Source organism: Dactylosporangium salmoneum, from assembly GCF_039532525.1.
Taxonomy (GTDB): domain Bacteria; phylum Actinomycetota; class Actinomycetes; order Mycobacteriales; family Micromonosporaceae; genus Dactylosporangium; species Dactylosporangium salmoneum.
Genome location: NZ_BAAARV010000048.1, coordinates 45932 through 60617 on the forward strand (window position 1 = coordinate 45932; position 14686 = coordinate 60617).

10 protein-coding genes are annotated in these 14686 nt (G+C 72.4%); 6 read left to right on the plus strand and 4 right to left on the minus strand.

Going from position 1 to position 14686, the window contains the following annotated elements; genetic code table 11:
- The first annotated feature begins 2 nt into the window (after nucleotides 1-2).
- The 3 genes from ABD352_RS27895 to ABD352_RS27905 all read left to right on the plus strand — a co-directional run bounded on the left by ABD352_RS27895 (nucleotide 3) and on the right by ABD352_RS27905 (nucleotide 1880).
- Nucleotides 3-998: a fatty acid desaturase family protein gene (locus tag ABD352_RS27895; RefSeq protein ID WP_344615466.1), complete on the plus strand. Its 996-nt coding sequence runs from the start codon at nucleotides 3-5 to the stop codon at nucleotides 996-998.
- Nucleotides 999-1007: 9 nt separating this feature from the next.
- The gene (locus ABD352_RS27900; RefSeq protein ID WP_344615467.1) at nucleotides 1008-1571 is read left to right on the plus strand and encodes a DUF1684 domain-containing protein; all 564 of its coding nucleotides are present in this window, start codon (nucleotides 1008-1010) and stop codon (nucleotides 1569-1571) included.
- Nucleotides 1572-1634: 63 nt separating this feature from the next.
- Entirely contained in the window at nucleotides 1635-1880 is a 246-nt protein-coding gene (locus ABD352_RS27905) for a hypothetical protein (protein ID WP_344615468.1), read from the plus strand.
- Here ABD352_RS27905 and ABD352_RS27910 read toward each other — a convergent pair.
- The gene (locus ABD352_RS27910; protein ID WP_344615469.1) at nucleotides 1877-2569 is read right to left on the minus strand and encodes a DUF6082 family protein; all 693 of its coding nucleotides are present in this window, start codon (nucleotides 2567-2569) and stop codon (nucleotides 1877-1879) included. The two genes, ABD352_RS27905 and ABD352_RS27910, sit on opposite strands and share 4 nt — an antisense overlap.
- A 163-nt stretch (nucleotides 2570-2732) precedes the next feature.
- Nucleotides 2733-4256 (minus strand): RICIN domain-containing protein, encoded by a 1524-nt coding sequence (locus ABD352_RS27915; RefSeq protein ID WP_344615470.1) that lies wholly within the window; start codon nucleotides 4254-4256, stop codon nucleotides 2733-2735.
- A 126-nt stretch (nucleotides 4257-4382) separates the two neighbouring features.
- Between ABD352_RS27915 and ABD352_RS27920 the strand changes: the two genes are divergently transcribed.
- Nucleotides 4383-8264: a wHTH domain-containing protein gene (locus tag ABD352_RS27920; protein ID WP_344615471.1), complete on the plus strand. Its 3882-nt coding sequence runs from the start codon at nucleotides 4383-4385 to the stop codon at nucleotides 8262-8264.
- Nucleotides 8265-8338: 74 nt separating this feature from the next.
- A complete protein-coding gene (locus ABD352_RS27925; protein WP_344615472.1) occupies nucleotides 8339-9532 on the plus strand; it encodes an MFS transporter in 1194 nt (397 codons plus the stop codon).
- Nucleotides 9533-10089: 557 nt separating this feature from the next.
- On the opposite strand, the gene ABD352_RS27935 is transcribed toward ABD352_RS27925, so the two are convergent.
- Together ABD352_RS27935 and ABD352_RS27940 are read right to left on the minus strand one after the other, a co-directional pair.
- On the minus strand, nucleotides 10090-10476 hold the full coding sequence (locus ABD352_RS27935; RefSeq protein WP_344615473.1) for a hypothetical protein: 387 nt from the start codon (nucleotides 10474-10476) through the stop codon (nucleotides 10090-10092).
- 2 nt (nucleotides 10477-10478) lie between these two features.
- A complete protein-coding gene (locus tag ABD352_RS27940; RefSeq protein ID WP_344615474.1) occupies nucleotides 10479-12296 on the minus strand; it encodes a sigma-70 family RNA polymerase sigma factor in 1818 nt (605 codons plus the stop codon).
- A gap of 161 nt (nucleotides 12297-12457) precedes the next feature.
- On the opposite strand from ABD352_RS27940, the gene ABD352_RS27945 reads away from it, so the two are divergent.
- Nucleotides 12458-14686, plus strand: a 2229-nt coding sequence (locus tag ABD352_RS27945; RefSeq protein WP_344615475.1) for a Tex family protein, incomplete at its 3' end; no start/stop codon positions are given.

Consider the following 14686-nt stretch of genomic DNA (forward strand, 5'->3'; position numbering starts at 1 on the left):
GCATGACAGTTCTGGTTGACGCGCAGCGGTCCACGGACTTCGCCGCCCTGTCCCAACGCATCCGCGCCGCCGGGCTGCTCGAGCGGCGCCCCGGGTACTACGCCGTCCGCCTCACCCTGGTCGCAGCCCTCTACCTCGGCGGCTGGGCCGGCCTCGCGGCGACGCACAGCCTGTGGTTCGGCGTCGTCCTCGCGGTCGCCTACGCACAGGTCGCGCTGGTCGCCCACGACCTGGCCCACAAGCAGGTGTTCCGCGGCCGCCGGTGGTCGGAGGCGCTGGGCATGCTGGCGGGCAACGCCGGCATCGGCATGAGCTACGGCTGGTGGATGAACAAGCACACGCGCCACCACGCCAACCCCAACCACGAGGACCACGACCCCGACGTGGCGCCCGACATCCTGGTCTGGTCGACCCGCCAGGCCGAACGGGCCCGGGGACTGGCCCGGGTCATCGGCGGCCACCAGGCGCTGCTGTTCTTCCCGCTCCTGTTGCTGGAGGGCTTCAACCTCCACGTGCAGAGCGCCCGCGCCATCCCGTCGGTGAAGCGTCGCCGGATCGAGGGAATCCTGTTGTACGGCCACTTCGCCGCCTACCTCGCGGCCGCCTTCCTGCTGTTCTCGCCCGGGATGGCGATCGCCTTCATCGCGGTACACCAGGGGCTCTTCGGTCTGTATCTCGGCCTGACGTTCGCCCCCAACCACAAGGGCATGCCGGTGCTCACCGCCGACGACGAGCTCGACTTCCTCCGCAAGCAGGTCCTGACCTCGCGCAACGTGCGCGGCGGGGTGTGGTTGGACGTCGCGCTGGGCGGCCTGAACTACCAGATCGAGCACCACCTGTTCCCGAACATGCCGACCCCGCACCTGCGCCGGGCCCAGCCGATCGTGGAGCGCTACTGCGCCGAGATCGGGGTGCCGTACCACTCGGCGACCTTCGTCTCGTCCTACGCCCAGGCGCTGCGGCACCTGCACGAGGCCGGCGCGCCGCTGCGGCGGTAACTTCGGGGCGTGGACCATCTCTCCCTCGCCGACTACCGGGCCCGGGTCGCCGCCATGTACCTGTCCGACGCGGACCTGGCGGAGTTCCGGGCCCGGCGCGACGACCTGTTCGCCACCCACCCGCAGTCCGCCGCCCCGGGCCCGCTGCGCTACTTCCCGCCCTCCGACGAGTACGTCGCCGAGGTCGCCGTCGAGCCCGCCGAGGGCGAGTTGGAGATCGCCACCGGCGGCCCGGACGGCGTGCTGCGCTACGAGCGGGCCGGCCACCTCGCCACGCCGTGGGGCCGGCTGACGCTGTTCTGGATGGCCGCGTACGGCGGCGGCCTCTTCCTGCCGTTCCGCGACGGCACCAGCGGAAAGGAGACCTACGGGGCGGGCCGCTACCTGACCGACACGGTGAAGGGCACCCACGGCCGCGGCGTGGACCTCCTGCCCGACGGCCGCGTCCGGCTCGACTTCAACTACGCCTACAACCCCTCCTGCGCCTACGACGACGCCTGGGCCTGCCCGCTCGCCCCCTTCGAGAACCGCCTGACCTCGCCGATCCGGGCGGGCGAATTAACCTACGCGTGATTTCGGGTGGTTTGTGATAGTTTGCCCGGCGGCTCGCACGCTTCCCCACACGAATGGACGACAATGGAGCAGTCGCAGGTCAGGCGCCGGCTGGGATCAACGCCCCGCGAACGGGGGTCGAGGAACGAGGCGAGCTGTCCCGATATCTTCGAACTGGCCGATGGGCGTTTCGCGGTGATCGGCACGGATATGACGGGCGATCTGCGGGGCCAGTTGCCGCCGGACGCCGGGGTGGCGAGCTACGAGCGCATCGTGGTGATCAGCCGAGACACGCTGCTGCACGCAAAGCGCGACATTCCCGATTTCTAGGCATCGCTATCGCGTTCCGCCGGGCGAGTGGCTTGGTACGCCTCCTCGCACAGCAGGTCGAAGTCGCGCTCCGGGGTGCCGGAGTCCCGCATCGCCCGGCGGAACTGCCGGACCTCGCCCCAGAAGGCGCGGATCACCGGGTTCTCGAATTGATCCAGCAGCATCGCCTTGACGTAGCGCTCATCCCGATCGCCGGTGCGGTAGAACAGGCCGTGGTAGTTGAGCACCAGGTTCGCGTAGAAGTACTGCTTGCGCAGCTTCGGTGAGAGATCCGAGTCGTACCGCGACCACACCTCGGCAAGGTCCTCGTCGTTGATGGCCAGTTCCGTGAGATGCATGTGCAATTCTCGGTAGACGGCCTCGGAGGAGCGGTGTAGTTCGCGCTGGGACTTTTCGGTGGCTTCGCGTTGCATGCGCAATTCCGCGCGCTGCATGCGCAGCTCCTTGAACTGCACCCACAGGGTCAGGCCGACGACCATCAGGGCGAAGACCGAGAAGATGCCGTTGACCACGGAGAACGCGTCGCTGAGCTGGTCCCAGCCGCGCGGCGCCTGTGTGCCGGTGACCAGGCCGGCGGCGCCGATGCTGGCCAGGCCCAGGACGGCGGCCACGGCGAGCACGATCAGGATCAGCCCGGCGACGATCAGCGCGCGCGCCGGTGCGGCGCGACCGGCAGGATTGCTGCTCATCGCACACCCACCTCCCGAGGAGGGCGACCAGGCATCCATCATGAGCGCGCGGGCCGACCGCGGCCGAACGTATTCCGTGACTCTTTATTGAATGAATCGTGAATGAGCACCGTGGGCCCCGGAAAATTGTCCGGCGGCATTGGCACGTGCAAATTCAAGGGCGTCAGCCCATGCTCCAGATCTGGTTGTCGGTGGCCTTGCAGTCCCAGATGATCAGCGGGGTGCCGTTGCCGGTGCCGCCGTTGGCCGCGTCCAGGCAGCGGTGGGAGTTCGGGTTCTCCCACGTGTTGTTCGCGCGCCGGACCCATTTCTGCGCCGCGCTGCCGTTGCAGTCGTACACCCACACCGTGGTGCCGTTGTCGGTGCGCGCGTTCTGCACGTCGAGGCACTTGCCGGTGTCGGTGAGCAGCGTCGCGCCCGTGTTGAGGTCGCCCTGGGCCCGCCAGTGCTGGTTGGTGCCCCGCGGGTCGCAGGCGTCGAGCATCACCGAGGTGGAGTTGCGCTGCGCGCGGTACTCCACGCACTTGCCCGACTGCTTGCCGATCAGCCGCCCCGAGGTGGGTGCGGTGACCGGGGGCGGCGGGGAGGGGCTGGCCGAGCCGGGGGCGGCCGAGGCGGAGGGGGCGTGCGACGCGGAGGCCGAGGCGGGCCGGCTGCGCGAGGCGGAGGCGACCGGGCTGTTCTGCGCCGACTGGGAGTCGTCGGGCGACGCGCCCGCGTTGCCGGCCTGCGGGGTGGGGGCGGCCGGCAGCGAGACGCCGGGCACGCGAGGCGTCAGGCCGTTGTCGCGGCCGCCACCCGAGCTGTCGCGGCGCAGCGCCTGAAACACCACGCCGGCGGTGATGAGCAGGATCAGCACGGCCACGGCCACGGCGCCGACCGGGAGGCGGCGCCACCGGGCGGCGCGCCGGCGGGTGCCGCGGTAGTCGGCTTCGTCGTCGGGGTCCACCTCGGCCACGATCGCCAGCGCGGGCGCCTCGTAGTCGGCGACCGTCGGCGAGTCGTCGGCCGGCAGCATCCCGACAGGGAGGAGCTCGCCCTCGACGGTCTCGACCGGCTCGGGTTCGGGCTCGGCGACAGGCTCGACGACAACCTCGGGGGCAGGCGCAGCCTCGGGGGCAGGCGCAGCCTCGGGGACGGGCGCAGGCTCGGGGTCGGGCGCAGGCTCGGCGAGCTCCGGATCGTTGGTGACGCCCGGCAGGGTCACGATGAACTCGAGATTGTGCGGCTCCGCCGGGTCGAGCAGCTCGGCGGCGTCGGCCCGGGCCGCGCCGCCCAGCGTGCCGACGGTGTCCGGGTCCGGCTCGTCCGGGTCGGGCACGGGCACGGCGGGGATCGCGGCCGTCGCCACCGCCGTCGGGCCGTCCGGGCGCCGCTGGTGCGGCACGTCCGGGATGGTCGGCCGGGCCGGGGTGAAGGGCTCGGGAAGGGCCGCGTCCGAGGGCTTCGGCGTGAAGACCGGGGTCGGGGCCGGGGCCTCCGGAACGGCCGCCCAGGCCACCGCGGTGGGCCCGTCCGGGCGGCGCGGATGGGGAATGGCCGGGAAGGTGGGCTTGTCCGGGGTGAACGGCTGTGGCAGGACCGGGGCCGCCGTCGAGGCCGTCGGCGCCACGCGGTGGCGGGAGCTGGACGAGACCGGCTGACCGCCCGATTCGTCCGCGTCTTCCCCGTCTCCAGCGACGGACATGCCGAAAAACCCCCTCCGGTGGCCGGTACTGCCCGGAGCACCGTAGCTTGCGTCAGCAACAACGCGCGACCGGCCGTAAGTCCGATGCCTGTCATTCCAGTGGCGATCGCCCGGTAAGTTTTCCGCATGGTGCCAGAGGACTGGGAAACGATCGCGGCGCAGCATACGGTGTGGGGTCGCGTCCGGGACGGGCAAACGCACCGCGACAAGGCCGTCGCCTTGGCCGGGGAGCTGGCGGCGGCGAGGGCGCGCGCGGCCAGGGAACTCGGCGACGATCCCTGGCAGGACGGGGACTTCGCCGCCCGCATGTCCCGGCAGGTGGCCCGCCTGGTCGACCTGCTGCCCGACGGCGAGGTGCTGTCGGGCGAGGAGGCGCTGCTGCTGGTCGCCGTACCGCTGCTGCATGACGCCCTCTGGGCGGGCCTGGCCGCGCACGAGCGCGGCGTGGAGCCCGGCGACCTGGAGCCCTCGCAGGACGCCACCAGCGACCGGGCCGCGTTCGAGCGCTTCACCCAGACCTACGCGCAGCCGCACCGCCGGGCCCTCGCCGCGATCCGCGCCGGGCGCCGGGAGATCGCGGCCGAGCTGGGCTGGTGGCTGCTGCACCGGTGGATCGGCCGGCGCCCGCAGGCCTACCAGCCGGAGACGATCGCCGCGCTCACCGGCTACGCCGCCGGCGGGCGCACGGCCGAGCTGCTGCGCGCGATCCGGGCCGACCCGGCCTTCCTCAACCGCCACGACCGGCCGGAGGCGCTGGAGTCGCGCCGCGGCGAGGTGCGCGAGCGGCTGGTCGGCTTCCTGCTGACCATTGCCCGCGGGCTGGCGATCGAGGTGACGGTGCTGCCGGAGGTCATCGGCGAGCACCTCGGCATCGGCGACCCGGTCACCGCCGGACAGGTGCTCGACACGGTCCGCGACGGGCGCTGGGAGGCGCGCGGCGCCACGCTGGTGCTGGGCGCGGCCTGCGCCCACCCGTCGATCGAGGTGGCGCTGCGGGCGCACATCGACACGCTCAACCAGCTGCTGGCCGAGGCGCAGCGGGCCGCGGCCCGGGACGACGAGCTGCAGCCGCTGCGCGGGCTGCCCAACCGGGCGGCCACCGACGAGGTCGGGCCGCTGGTGCGCGACGGGTTGCCGGCCTACCAGTCGGCCGGCGTGCGCTTCCGGCTCGCCGAGGACCGGGTGCGCGAGCTGCTCATGGGCGAGCAGCTGTACGGCGACCCGGCCCTGGCCATCCGCGAGCTGTACCAGAACGCGCTGGACGCCTGCCGCTACCGGGAGGCCCGCACGGAGTACCTGACCCGGGCCCACGACCGCGAGCTGGCCTGGGACGGGAAGATCAAGTTCGTCCAGGGAGTCGACGAGCAGGGCCGCGGCTACCTGGACTGCAGCGACAACGGCATCGGCATGGGCGTGCGCGAGCTCAGCGAGGTGTTCTCGCAGGCCGGCGTGCGCCTGGCCGACCTGCCCGAGTTCCTCGAGGAGCAGGCCGAGTGGGCCCGCCTCGACCCGCCGGTGCAGCTGTTCCCCAACAGCCGCTTCGGCATCGGCGTGCTGAGCTACTTCATGCTCGCCGACGAGCTCACCGTGGAGACGTGCCGGATGGGCCGCGACGGCCAGCCCGGCGAGCGGCTGCGGGTGTCGATCGCCGGCCCCGGCAGCCTGTTCCGCATCCAGGACCTCGGGCGGGGCACCGAGACCGGCACGACGGTCCGGCTGCACCTGCGCGAGGGGCTGACCGTCGCCTCCGTCGAGGAGCTGCGCAAGCTGCTGTGGGTGGCCGAGTTCGCCACCGAGGCCAGCGACGGCGTGCAGAGCCAGCTCTGGGCGCCGGGCGAGCTGTCCGCGGCCGCCGGGGTGGTCGACGACGAGGAGGACGAGGACGAGGAGAGCCTCGGCGCCGGCTTCGTGGCCGCCGAGGGCTCGCGGGTGTGGTGGTGCAAGGGCAACGGCGCGCTGCTGGCCGACGGCCTCTACGCCGGCAAGGAGATCTTCGGCGCGGTGGTCAACCTCAACCGCGACCTCGCTCCGCGCCTGTCCGTCGACCGGACGAAGATCCTGGCGTACCGCGAGGACGACGTCGACCGCCTGCTCTGGGAGGCCGTCCCGGCCCTGACGGCGCCGGGGACGACCCTGCTGGGCTACGACTGGCTGTGCCGGCTCGCCCCGGTGCGCCCGCTGGTCGCCGACCTGGTCTTCGAGCAGGCGATCGAGCGCGGCCACGGCAAGTGGGAGATGGACGGCGAGACCGTCGACGCCGCCGTCACCGGCTGCTTCGTGGCCAACGACGGGCCGGTCGGCGGCCCGGACGAGCTGGTCGAGTGGCGGCTGACGGCGCTGGCCGCCGGCGGGCGCTACCGCAAGGTGCTCAAGCCCGGCCCGGACTGGAAGCGCGCGATGCGCTCCCGCCCGTCCGACGCGCTGCTGCTCAGCGTCGACGTGGACGGCACCGGCCCGTGGCTGGACCCGGTCGACATCGTGCCGCTGGTGCACCTGGTGCGGGCGGCCCGCAAGACCGGCCGGTCGGCCCCGGAGGTCGCGGCCCGGCTCGACGCGCTGGGCTACGAGCCGTCGGTGGGCGCCGAGACGGTGGGCGTCGACCCCGACGACCTGATCTTCACCAGCCGGGACGTGGACGGCACCCGGCCGTGGCTGCAGCCCGACCAGCCGGTGCACCTGGTGCACCTGCTGCGGGCGGCGCACCGCAGCGGCCGCAGCGTGCACCAGGTGGTGGCCCGGCTGCGCCAGCTCGGCTTCGAGGTGGACGTCGACGTCGACGTGCTGCCGCTGGAGCAGTTCGGCCCGAAGGACCTCACCATCGCCAGCCGCGACCTCGACGGCTCCCACCCGTGGCTGGACCCGCGTGAGCCGGTGACCCTGCTGCACCTGCTGCGGGCCGCGCACAAGGTGGTGCTGCCGGCCGACGAGACCGCGGCCCGCCTGGCCCTGCTGGGCTACCAGCTCGACAGCGGCTGGGACACGCTGGTCACCGAGCCCGACGACCTGGTGCTCATCGCCCGCGACCTGGACAGCACCTCGCCGTGGCTGGACCTCAGCGAGGAGGTGGCGCCGATCCACCTGCTGCGGGCGGCCGAGCGCACCTCCCGGCCGGTCGCCGAGGTGGCCGCCCGGCTGCGCTCCTTCGGCTTCAAGCTGGGCGGCAACCTCGACGCGATCGAGGTGGTCAAGCTGGAGCCCGAGGATCTGCAGCTGGCCAGCCGTGACCTGGACGGCTCGCAGCCGTGGCTGGACTCCTCCCGGCCGGTGCCGCTGATCCACCTGCTGCGCGCGGCCGAGTCCACCGGCCGCGAGCTGCGCGAGGTGGCGACCCGGCTGGCCGCCTGCGGCTACCGGGTGGACGTCGACCCCGACGCGATCCTCATCGACCACCTGGAGCCCGACGACCTGACCATCACCAGCGAGGACCTCGACGGCTCGGACCCCTGGCTGGACCCGATGAAGCCGGTGCCGACGATCCGCATCCTGCGCGCCGCCCAGCGGACCCGGCGCAGCGTGCACGACATCGCCGCCCGGCTGACGTTCCTCGGCTACGCGGTGAGCCTGCACGGGGCCGGCCCGTCGCTGGACCAGGTGGAGCCGGACGACCTGCTGATCACCAGCCGCGACCTGGACGGCTCGCAGCCGTGGCTGGACCTGGACGAGCAGGTGCCGCTGCCGCACCTGCTGCAGGCGGCCCGGCGGGTGCGCCGCCCGGTGCACGAGATCGCGGCGCGGCTGGAGACCCTGGGGTACACCGTGGATGTGGATCTCAGCAGCATCGCCGTGGACGCCGTGAAGCCCAACGACCTCCTGCTGGCCAGCACCGACCTGGACGGCTCGCGGCCGTGGCTGGACGCCTCGCAGCCGGTGCCGCTCAACCACCTGCTGGCCGCCGCGCAGAAGATCCGCAAGCCGATCGAGGAGGTCAGCACCCGGCTGCGGGCGCTGGGCTACTCGGTGCCGGACGTCGACACCCGGCTGCCGCGGCTGCGCCCCGGAGGGGTGTAGCCAAGGCGGCGCCGACTGTGGCCTGAGTTACGCGGTGGTCGACCCGGGCCCAGCCCATGGGTCAGAATGCATCGATGCCTCCCTATTGGCCGGTGCTTCGGGACCGGGTGTTCGCGCGGGTCCTGCCCGGCCTCGCCCTCTCCGCGCTGGGCGACGGGATGAGCGCGGTGGCGATCGGGTGGCTCGCGGTGCAGTACGCCCCGCACCACCAGCGCGGGCTGTGGGTCGGGCTCGCCGTGGCCGCGTACACGCTGCCGGGGGCGGTCGGCGCGATCGTCCTCGGGCCGCTGCTGCGCGGCCGGGGCGGTGCCCACCTGGTCGGCCTCGACGCGGCGCTGCGGGCGGTGTTCCTGGGCGCGGTACCGCTGCTGGCCTGTCTGGACGCGCTGACCATCGGACGCTATGCCGCGCTGCTGGCCGGCTCCGCCCTGCTCTCGGCGTGGGGCTCGGCCGGGCGGTACACGCTGATCGCCCAGGTCCTTCCGGCCGACCTGCACCTGCCGGCCAACGCGCTGCTGACGCTGATCACCGAGGCCGCTACCGTGGCCGGCCCGGTGCTGGCCGGGCTGCTCATCGCCTGGCTCGGCGCGCCGGCCGTGCTCGCCGTCGACGCGGCCACGTTCGCCGTGCTGGCCGTGTGCTTCGCCGCGGTACGGGCGAGGGCGCCGCTGGTGCGCCGGGACCAGCGCTCGGCCGGCCTGGCCACGATCCGGCGCAACCGGGAGCTCCTCGGCCTGACCGTCCTGTCGTGCTGGTTCTTCCTGCTCTTCGGCCCGATCCCGGTGGCCGTGCCGGTGTTCGCCTCCTCGGCGCAGGATGTCGGGCTGCTGTACACCTCGTTCGGCGTGGGCGCGGTCATCGGTGCGATCGCCACCGGGCACCTGCCCCGGCTGCCGCTGTGGCCGGTCACCATCGGCTCGGTGATCGCGTTCGGGCTGCTGCTGACGCCGCTCGGGCTGGGCCTGCCCCGCTGGGCCGACCTCCTGGCGCTGGCGCTCGCGGGGCTGGCCTGGGCGCCGTACCCGTCCACGAGCGTGGCCCTGTTCCAGCGCGCGGTGCCGGCCGAGCGGCTGCCGCCGGTGCTGGCCGCCCGGGGCGCGGTGCTGGTCGTCTCGACGCCGCTGGGCACCCTGATGGGCGCGCCGCTGGTGCAGGCGGCCGGGGCGGCGACGACGCTGGTGGCGTGCGGGATCGCGACCGCGGTGCTGGGGGCCGTTGCGCTGGTCGTGCGGGTGCGGGCGCCGATGCTCCGTGCCTCGTGCAACTGACGACGCGCCCGTCTCCTGCGTAAAGACCGTCTCCTGCATGAAGATCAGCCCGGATAAGTCGGGCGCTGGCGCGCCACGACTTATCCGACTTATACCCCGGCAGGGCTTAAGTCCGAACTGCGCCATTCGAAGAGTCGGGCGATCATCAGGGTTCTCGACGCTCAGCGACCGACGGGATGACCCGTGCCCGTCCTTCCGCCATCGCTGCTGGAGCCCTTGTGGGCGGAGTTCGCCACGTTGCTGTCCGTTCGGCGTGTGCGCCGCCGTCGCCGCCGGATTCCGGATCGGGTCGTGTTGGAGCACCTCGTCGAGGCCCTGGCGCATGGTCCGGCCCCGGGATGTCACCATCCGGCGCCATCGGGTCGTGTTGGAGCACCTCGTCGAGGCCCTGGCGCATGGTCCGGCGGCGGGCGTGCGCCGCCCGGGCTGCCCGGGATGTCACCATCCGGCGCAGTTGAAGGCCTTAGGGCCGCTGTAACCGCAAAAGTCGCCTGTCAGGGTATAAATCCGACATGTCGTGGCGCGCCAGCGCCCGACATGTCGGGAACCGGCCGGTTTTAGGCGACCTCGTCGAGCACGTTGCGGTGCGAGCAGAGCCGCCGCGTGTACTCCCGGAGCGCGTCGATGGCCTCGTCGACGTCCTCGGTCAGCACGTCCGGCAGGTCGATCAGCAGCCGCCGCCCGTCCACGGTGGCGTAGCCGCTGACCTCGAACCCGCTGTCGCGCACCCAGAGGTCCACCCCCAGGTCGACCGTCGTCCGCCCGTAGCGCAGCACGACGCCGACCAGCGCGAAGGGTGCCTCGCCCGGGCCGATCCGCCCGATGAGCTCCCAGTGCAGCGGGCCGTGGGTGGCGGCGACCTGTTGGCCGTACCGCTGGAAATCCTCACACGCCTCGCTGAGTGCGCCGAGCAGTGTGGCGGCTCCACTCGATCTCGCGTCCATGGTCATCCTCCTGCGGCTCGATAGGCGGCGCCCACCTGGGTTGGGGTGGTGCCGTTGCTGTAGAGGCCGGTGTCGCCGGACTTGCTGGTGTAGAGCAGGAACCAGCTGTAGCGCTCGACGTAGGACAGGCCCTGCAGCATCGCCGTGGAGCTGTTCACGAACGCGACCTGCTGGTCCGTCGACGGGTAGACCGTGCCGTTGTCGAAGCGCATCAGCGCGTACTCGGTCAGCCAGATGGGCAGGTGATAGCGGTTGTAGACGTTCTGGATGTACGTCTTGAGCTGGTTGGTGGCGTTGGCGGAGAAGTCGCCGCCGTACCAGTGCAGGGTGATGAAGTCGACCCGGTAGCCGCGCTGCTTGATGCCGGTCATGAACTGGTCGAACCAGCCGCCCGGGGTGTCCGCGCCGTAGGCGGGGGCGGGGCTGCCCAGGCGCATGCCGGTCGCCTGCAGCTGCGGCCACAGGTCGAGGACCTGCGCCGGGGACATGTTCGACTGCTCCTTGAGGTCCGGCTCGTTGAAGGCCAGCAGGGTCTTGCCGTTGGCCTTCGCCTTGGCCAGGTCGGACGACAGGTTGCCGCCGCCCCAGACCATCGGCACGAACTCGACGCCGGAGACGCTGGCCACGGGGCTGGGGGACCAGTCGTAGTACCAGTCGGCCTTCACATCCTTGATCGCCGGGGCGTTGCTGGCGCCGAACTTGTCGTTGGTGCTCACGCCCTTCTTGGCGCTCTTCGTGGCCGGGGGTGGCGGCGCCGGCACGGTGGTCTTGCTCGGGGTCGGGCTCGCCGGGTTGCTGCTCGGGACCGAGCTCGGCGCCGGCGGCGGGGCGGCGTCGGAGGTAACGAGCTGCGAGGGGGCGGCGGTGGTGACCGCCGGCTGCTCCTCGCCCTGAGTGGCGATGTAGACGACGCCGGCGGTCCCGGCGATTGCGACGGTGGCGGCGATGCCGACCAGGGCCGGCTTGGCGGCGGCGACCCACCCCGCGATCATGGCCTTGAGCCCACCGGCCTTCACCGTCACGGCTGTGCCGGTAATGGTGCCCGTGCCGCTGGCCGCAAAAGCCATGAGCGCCGCCGGTACCGGCACGAGCGCGATGCCGGCCAGCAGCCGCTCGGCGGCGATCATGTCGGACCAGGCGCGGTCGCAGCGGTTGCACTCGCGGGTGTGGCGGGCCAGGCGCTTGCGCCACAGCGCGGTGGGGCGCCCGTCCCAGCTGTGCAGCACCGCGCTCAGCTCGGGGCAGCGGGGCCGCACGGCCAGCGCCCGCACGACCGCCCGGGCCGCGTCGAGCTGGGCCTTCATCCGCTGGATGCGCACCGCGGCGTGCTGGCGGGTCAGGTGCAGCGCCTCGACGACCTCCTCGCGGTCGAGCTGCCCGGCCGCCTCCAGCCACCACAGCGACAGCAGCTCGCGGTCGTCGTGGTCGAGCCAGCGGGTGGCCTCGGCGACCTCCTGGCGCTGGCCGGACAGGCGCAGCCGGGTGATCGCCAGGTCGGCGAAGTCGGCGCCGGGGTCGGCCGTGTCGGTCGGATCTGCCCGGTCGCCGACGAGCGGCGCCTGGACCTGGCGGCGGTGGCGGTCGCGGACCTGGGACATCGCGATGGCGACCGCCCAGGAGCGGAAGCTGTCGGGCTCGCGCAGCCGGGGCAGCCCGTCGACGATGCGCAGCATCGTCTCCTGCACCACGTCGTCGACGTCCGCGTGCCCCTGCAGCGCGCGACCCACGATGTTGTAGATCAGCGGCAGGTACTCGCCGACCAGGACATCGAGTGCCCGTTGGTCGCCGGCTCTCGCCGCGATCACCGTGGCCGTGCTCATCAGCGCCTCCTGTCGAACTTATTCAGGAGACGTGGCTGCGCAGGGTCAATAACAGCTTCCAGAAAACTACTTTCGGTTACGCCTTTAGCGCAGTGCGTCTGCCGTTTTCGGCGGTTGAGCTGTGGCTGCTGGGTGCGAACGGGGCGGGTGGGGCACAATGCATGCTCGTGACGACCTCGATTCACCAGCGCATCGCGGAAGAGCTCGGCGTCAGGGAGCGGCAGGTGACCGCGGCTGTCGACCTGCTCGACGGCGGGGCGACGGTGCCGTTCATCGCCCGGTACCGCAAAGAGGCCACCGAGATGCTCGACGACGCCCAGCTGCGCACGCTGGAGGAGCGGCTTCGGTACCTGCGGGAGATGGAGGAGCGGCGGGCCGCCATCCTCGAGTCGATCCGCAGCCAGGGCAAGCTGGACGAGGCGCTCGAGGCGCAGATCATGGCGGCCGACTCCAAGGCCCGGCTGGAGGACATCTACCTGCCGTACAAGCCCAAGCGGCGCACCAAGGCCATGATCGCCCGCGAGGCCGGGCTGGAGCCGCTGGCCGACGGGCTGCTGGCCGATCCGAGCGTGGACCCGCAGGCGGCCGCGGCCGTCTTCGTCGACGCCGAGAAGGGCGTGGCCGACGCCGCCGCGGCCCTGGACGGCGCGCGGGCCATCCTCGTCGAGCGCATGTCCGAGGACGCCGACCTGATCGGCGAGCTGCGCGAGAAGATGTGGGCGCAGGGCCGGCTGGTGTCGAAGGTCCGCGACGGCAAGGAGACCGACGGCGCCAAGTTCGCCGACTACTTCGACTTCAGCGAGCCGTACACCAAGCTGCCCTCGCACCGGATCCTCGCGATGTTCCGCGGGGAGAAGGAGGAGATGCTCGACCTGGTGATGGAGCCGACGCAGGACCCGGAGGCGCCGTCGCTCTACGAGCCCGCCATCGCCTCGAAGTTCGGCATCAGCGACGCCGGGCGCCCGGGCGACAAGTGGCTCAACGACACGGTCCGGTGGGCCTGGCGCACCCGGATCCTGGTCCACCTCGGCATCGACCTGCGGATGCGGCTGTGGCAGGCGGCCGAGGAGGAGGCGGTGCGGGTCTTCGCGGCCAACCTGCGCGACCTGCTGCTCGCCGCGCCGGCCGGCACCCGGGCCACGATGGGCCTCGACCCGGGCTTCCGCACCGGCGTCAAGGTCGCCGTCGTCGACGCCACCGGCAAGGTGGTCGACACCCACACGATCTACCCGCACGTGCCGCAGAACAAGTGGAACGAGTCGATCGCGATCCTGGCCGCGCTGTGCCAGAAGCACAAGGTCGAGCTCATCGCGATCGGCAACGGCACCGCCTCCCGCGAGACCGACAAGCTCGCGGCCGACCTCGTCAAGCAGTTCCCGCAGCTCAGCGTGGTCAAGGTGATGGTGTCCGAGGCGGGCGCCTCGGTGTACTCCGCCTCCGCCTTCGCCTCGCAGGAACTCCCCGGCCTCGACGTCTCGCTGCGCGGCGCGGTCTCCATCGCCCGGCGCCTGCAGGACCCCCTCGCGGAGCTGGTCAAGATCGATCCGAAGTCGATCGGCGTCGGGCAGTACCAGCACGACCTCTCCGAGTCGAAGCTGAGCCGCTCGCTCGACGCGGTCGTCGAGGACTGCGTGAACGGCGTCGGCGTCGACGTCAACACCGCGTCCGCCCCGCTGCTGACCCGGGTCTCCGGCATCGGCGCCAGCTTGGCCGACGCGATCGTGGCGCACCGCGACGCCAACGGCCCGTTCCGCAACCGCCGGGCGCTCAAGGACGTCGCCCGGCTCGGCCCGAAGGCCTTCGAGCAGTGCGCGGGCTTCCTGCGCATCCCCGGCGGCGACGACCCGCTGGACTCCTCCTCGGTGCACCCGGAGTCCTACCCGGTGGTCCGGCGCATCCTGGCCACCACCGGCGGCGACCTCAAGGCCCTGATCGGCAACGGCACCGCGCTGCGCAAGCTCAAGCCGGCCGACTACGTCGACGACACCTTCGGCCTGCCGACCGTCACCGACATCCTCAAGGAGCTGGAGAAGCCCGGCCGCGACCCGCGCCCGGCCTTCAAGACCGCCGAGTTCGCCGAGGGCGTCGAGAAGATCTCCGACCTGACCCCGGGCATGCTGCTGGAGGGCGTGGTCACCAACGTGGCCGCGTTCGGCGCCTTCGTCGACGTGGGCGTGCACCAGGACGGGCTGGTCCACGTGTCGGCGCTGTCCCGCACGTTCGTGAAGGACCCGCGCGAGGTGGTCAAGCCCGGCGACATCGTGCGGGTGAAGGTGCTCGACGTGGACATCCCGCGCAAGCGCATCTCGCTGACCCTGCGCCTCGAGGACGAGGCCACGCCGGCCCCGCGCGAACGGGGCGAGCGCCCCGAGCGCCGCGAGGGCGGTGTG

Excerpts from the sequence above, each read along its gene's own strand:
- ABD352_RS27910 (WP_344615469.1), bottom strand. The coding sequence starts at position 2,569 with ATGAGCAGCAATCCTGCCGGTCGCGCCGCACCGGCGCGCGCGCTGATC.
- ABD352_RS27925 (WP_344615472.1), top strand. The coding sequence starts at position 8,339 with ATGCCTCCCTATTGGCCGGTGCTTCGGGACCGGGTGTTCGCGCGGGTC.
- ABD352_RS27935 (WP_344615473.1), bottom strand. The coding sequence starts at position 10,476 with ATGGACGCGAGATCGAGTGGAGCCGCCACACTGCTCGGCGCACTCAGC.
- ABD352_RS27915 (WP_344615470.1), bottom strand. The coding sequence starts at position 4,256 with ATGTCCGTCGCTGGAGACGGGGAAGACGCGGACGAATCGGGCGGTCAG.
- ABD352_RS27940 (WP_344615474.1), bottom strand. The coding sequence starts at position 12,296 with ATGAGCACGGCCACGGTGATCGCGGCGAGAGCCGGCGACCAACGGGCA.
- ABD352_RS27920 (WP_344615471.1), top strand. The coding sequence starts at position 4,383 with ATGGTGCCAGAGGACTGGGAAACGATCGCGGCGCAGCATACGGTGTGG.
- ABD352_RS27905 (WP_344615468.1), top strand. The coding sequence starts at position 1,635 with ATGGAGCAGTCGCAGGTCAGGCGCCGGCTGGGATCAACGCCCCGCGAA.
- ABD352_RS27895 (WP_344615466.1), top strand. The coding sequence starts at position 3 with ATGACAGTTCTGGTTGACGCGCAGCGGTCCACGGACTTCGCCGCCCTG.